We start from the raw sequence: 4,371 nt of genomic DNA on the forward strand, positions 1-4,371 counted from the left end.
GCCAGCGCTTGGAGGGGACGGTGCCGCTCATGGAGATGGAGAGCATGAGCACGAGACCGCGCGAGGTTTCACCACCGACGATGTTGATGCCGTACTCCTTGGCGATGGCGCGCATGCCGCGATAGATATCGGAGAGAAACTCGACCTGCATGCTGGGTGGAGCCACGAGGGTGATCATGGCGTGGCGCGGTGTGCCGCCCATGGCGGCGAAATCGCTGACGACGCGGGCGATGGCTTTGCGCCCGATGAGCTTGGGCGGGGTTTCGAGCGTGAAATGGACGTCCTGCACAAGGGCGTCGGTTTTGAGCAAGGTGTGTTCGTCCTTGGTGCTGCGGACGACAGCGCAGTCATCCCCTGCCCCGGCGATGACATCGCTGTCGAGCTTCACTCCGCGCATGAGTTTGCGGATGAGGTTGTCTTCTCCGATGTCGGCTAGAGTGGGCATCAGAGGGGAATGACGAATGACGAATTTCCGAATGACGAAATAATGACGAAGGCCGAATGAGGAAGGCAGACGGAATGCCTTGGGCTGGTCGACGTGGCTGGGATCATTTGGTTTTCAGTCGTCATGACTACTGCTTAACGACCACATTGGTGCCGTCAAAATGAAGGAGGCGGTTTTTGAGGCCTCGAATGGCCTGCTTGTGGATGTAGACTTCGGTGCCGCCGATTTGATGGCGGTGCTCGGTGGGGGCCTGTGCGCCGCTGATCCAGGTGAGCTGGCACCATTCCTGACCGCTGAGATCTCCCTGGCTGCAGCGCACGTAGTCGAGATGCAGAACATCCCCCGGGTGGCCGATGCTCTCAATGTTGTGCTTGGAATCCAAGAACTCGGCGAAGGCCTGAGAGTAGATCAGGCCGGAGCGGAGGCGATGGAGGACCATGGACATGATTTTAAAGCGACAAAGCGCGGGACGGGGTGACCGTTCCGCGCTTTGTGGGAAGACGAGATCGTCAGTAAGCGGGGAATCAGCCGAGGGCGGCGGTGTAGTTGGCAGCGACGGCGCTCCAGTTCACGGCGTTCCACCAAGCGGCGAGATAGTCAGGGCGCTTGTTCTGATACTTGAGGTAGTAGGCGTGCTCCCAGACATCGCAGCCGAGGATCGGGGTGCCGCTGCCGTCCATGAGGGGATTGTCCTGGTTCGGGGTGGAGGTGATGGCGAGCTTGCCATCCTTCACGACGAGCCAAGCCCAGCCGGAGCCGAAGCGGGTGACGCCAGCCTTGACGAAGGCTTCCTTGAAGGCATCGAAGCTGCCGAAGGTGGCGGTGATGGCTTCACCGAGAGCACCGGTCGGAGCACCACCGGCGTTCGGGCCCATGATGTTCCAGAAGAGGGTGTGGTTGAAGTGACCGCCGCCGTTGTTGCGGATGGGGGCCTGGATGTCTGCAGGCACCTTGGAGATGTTTTTGCAGAGGTCTTCGATGGACAGCGCTTCGAGGTCGGCCTTGCCGGCGAGGGCGTTGTTCAGATTGGTGACGTAAGCGTTGTGATGCTTGCCGTGATGGATCTCCATCGTGAGCTGGTCGATGGTGGGCTCAAGCGCGTTGGTGGGATACGGCAGGGGGGGGAGGGTGTGGGCCATGGTAGGGTGGGTGGGGTTGATGGTTCCCGGGTAAGTATCGCGAATCTGCAGCGGAGCAAGTGGGAGAATACCCCATGATGGACGAAAAAGACGCGGCGGCGGCGGCGTTCGTACAGCACCCTACAACCATGAAACGTGCCCAGCTCCTCCGCCTCTCCCTTGGCCTGATTTTGATGTCCGTCCTGCCTTCCTGCGGGTTTGCGTTTCGGTCTGCGTGGAAAAAGGCGCCGGTCACTTCCGGAGTGGAGGGGAAATGGGAGGGCACCTGGCTCAGTGATGCCACAGGACACACCGGCACCCTGCGCTGCGTGGTCGGAAAACCTACACGTAATGGTATAGTGATAGGTGCGGCTGGCGAAGATGTCGGATCGGTCCCTGCTGACCGCAGTTTCTTCTACCACGCCACCTGGAAGAAAATCCTCAGCGGCAGCTACAAGGCCGTCCATACCGTGAAGAAGCAAAAGGATGGCACTTACACCTTCAAAGGCGAGCACAAGATGCCCAACTGGGCTGGCGGCCTGTACCAGTATGAGGGGACCGTCAAGGGGGATGAGTTCAAGGCCTGCTACCAATGTTCCATGGATAAAGGCACGTACACGATGAAACGCGTGCGCTGAGCAACCAAGCGGCCAGACGCGGGGTTCATTCCACGTCACTTTCGTGACTTTCCCCCATGAAGTGGTTCCACAGCTTTCGCGCCAAGCTCATCCTGACTGTGTTTCCCGTCGTGGCGGGTATCACCATCGCCACGCTGGTGCTGGCGGAGTGGAAGTTCATGGAATCGTACCGCAAGCTGTTCGAGGAGCAGTTTGACTCGCAGATCGGCAACTACTCTTCGGCGAAGAAGAAGCGCAGCGAGGCGCTGTCCAAGGTGCTGGACAAGATCGCCAAGCAGCCGGAGTTGCTGACGGCCATCGGCAAGAAAGATTTTGGTGAGACCGGGCGGATGCTGCGTTCGCAGCTGGAGACTCTGACCAATGACCGGATCCTGAGTGATCTACCGGGCGCACTGCGGCCCGCAGTGGGAATGCCACCGCATCAGCTCCAAGTGCCAGCGGGACGCATGAACGGTGGCGACAAGGAGAAGAGCAAAGACAAGGACCGAGATGGTGAGAAGGACTCTCAAGGCGCACGACTGCCGCTCTCGCAGATGCCGTACATCGCCCTCATCGACCCTGAGGGTAATTTCCTTGTGTCACCGAAAAAAAATGTCTCGGGCGGGCGGGATCTTTTGCCACCGCAGCGGGCCAAGGAGAGCGCCACGAGCGCGGAGTTTCGGCGCAAATCCGGCAAAATGCAATGGCTTGGAGGCCGCAAGCTGGAGGACATCCTCAAAGAGCAGGAGGTGGGCTACCTGCGGGTGGAGTATGGCGATGACAGCCGGAATGAGCAGGTGCGGGAGGTGTTCATCACCCCGCTTCGTGAGCCGCAGTCCGGCCAGTTTCTTGGAGCCATTCTTTTCGGCCTGCCGCTGCAGGTGCTGGCGGAAAAAGTGCTGTATGAGCAGACGAAGCACTCGGATCTGGGCGAGATCATGAGCGGTGTGTGGGTGGAGGAGGGGCTGGTGAGCACGACGATTCCCAAGGAGGAGCGGGAGATCGTGGCGGCGCACATTGCGGACTCGATCCGCCACACGCACAAAACGCAGCGTGGCATGGCGGTGCTGATCCACGGGGTGCGTCATCAGATCTACTACCGGGTGCTGAATCCGGGCTCCCCTTTCCCGCTGGCGGCACAGGTGAACCTGTACCCGCTGGAGGCGATGGACCATGAACTGGCGGAGCTGCGGCGGGATGTGGGGGTGCTGGGGGTGGTGTCTTTGCTGATCGCCCTTGTGGCGGTGCTTTATATCTCACGCGGGCTGTCAGGGCCGATCAGCGAGATTGTCAGCGGGACGCACCAGATTGAGCATGGGAACTTTGATGTGCGGGTGCCGGTGCGGGGCGACAACGAGCTGGGCAAGCTGGCGGCGTCCTTCAACGAGATGGCGGCGGGGCTGGCGCTGCAGGAGAAGTACCGCAGCGTGCTGAATGCTGTGGCGGACCGATCGGTGGCGGAGCAGTTGATCACCCAAAGCGGGACGCTGGGAGGTGAACTGCGCCATGTGACGATGCTGTTCTGCGACATCCGCGGCTTCACGGCTCTGACGGAGAACATGCCGCCGGCGGATGTGATCGACCTGCTCAATGAGCACATGACGGCGCTGACGGACGTGGCCTACGAGCACGGCGGCATCGTGGACAAATTTGTGGGGGATTTGATCATGGTGCTGTTTGGTGCACCGCAGAGCACGGGCGAGGACGCTGTGCGGGCAGTCCAGTGCTCGCTGAGCATGCTGCGGGTGCGGCGTGAGCTGAACGAAGTGACCCGGCACTCGCTGGAGGTGGGGATCGGCCTAGCGACGGGATCAGTGGTGGCGGGGTGCATGGGCTCGGACCAGCGGCTGAGCTACACGGTGCTGGGCCACCGGGTGAACCTGGCGTCAAGGCTGTGCGGCATCGCGCAGGCGGGGGAGATCATCATGGATGATGAGACGTATGCGGATGCGAAGAGCTTTATTCATGCGGAGCCGATGCCGCCGATGCAGCTGAAGGGGATTTCGGAGGCGGTGCATCCGTGGCGGGTGGTGTCTGGCGGCTAGAGGCTGGGGACCTTGTTCCGCAGGAACAAGGCTACTTTTCCTGTCTTGGCGGGGGCTGAAAGCGTATGAATGAGGGAGGGCGCTGGATGGACCTGATGGACCTGATGGACTGAATGGACAAAATGGACCACTCTTTGGGTGCCTCT

General features: G+C 60.8%; 5 protein-coding genes. 2 read left to right on the forward strand and 3 right to left on the reverse strand.

Annotated features, from left to right (window positions below):
* From ACIREA_RS27425 to ACIREA_RS27435, 3 genes are all read right to left on the reverse strand, one after another.
* On the reverse strand, nucleotides 1-445 hold a 445-nt coding region (locus ACIREA_RS27425), incomplete at its 3' end, for a thiamine-phosphate kinase (protein WP_397385509.1).
* Between the two features lie 127 nt (nucleotides 446-572).
* The gene (locus ACIREA_RS27430; RefSeq protein WP_397385510.1) at nucleotides 573-890 is read right to left on the reverse strand and encodes a hypothetical protein; all 318 of its coding nucleotides are present in this window, start codon (nucleotides 888-890) and stop codon (nucleotides 573-575) included.
* A gap of 79 nt (nucleotides 891-969) precedes the next feature.
* Nucleotides 970-1,584, reverse strand: a complete 615-nt coding sequence (locus ACIREA_RS27435; RefSeq protein WP_397385511.1) for a superoxide dismutase — start codon at nucleotides 1,582-1,584, stop codon at nucleotides 970-972.
* Nucleotides 1,585-1,658: 74 nt separating this feature from the next.
* Between ACIREA_RS27435 and ACIREA_RS27440 the strand changes: the two genes are divergently transcribed.
* Both ACIREA_RS27440 and ACIREA_RS27445 read left to right on the forward strand, forming a co-directional pair.
* Nucleotides 1,659-2,201 carry a hypothetical protein gene (locus ACIREA_RS27440; protein ID WP_397385512.1) on the forward strand — a complete coding sequence of 181 codons (543 nt, stop codon included), beginning with the start codon at nucleotides 1,659-1,661 and terminating at the stop codon, nucleotides 2,199-2,201.
* Nucleotides 2,202-2,257: 56 nt separating this feature from the next.
* On the forward strand, nucleotides 2,258-4,225 hold the full coding sequence (locus tag ACIREA_RS27445; protein ID WP_397385513.1) for an adenylate/guanylate cyclase domain-containing protein: 1,968 nt from the start codon (nucleotides 2,258-2,260) through the stop codon (nucleotides 4,223-4,225).
* Nucleotides 4,226-4,371: the final 146 nt, after the last annotated feature.

Source organism: Prosthecobacter sp. (assembly GCF_044373815.1).
In the GTDB taxonomy this organism is placed as follows: Bacteria; Verrucomicrobiota; Verrucomicrobiia; order Verrucomicrobiales; family Verrucomicrobiaceae; genus Prosthecobacter.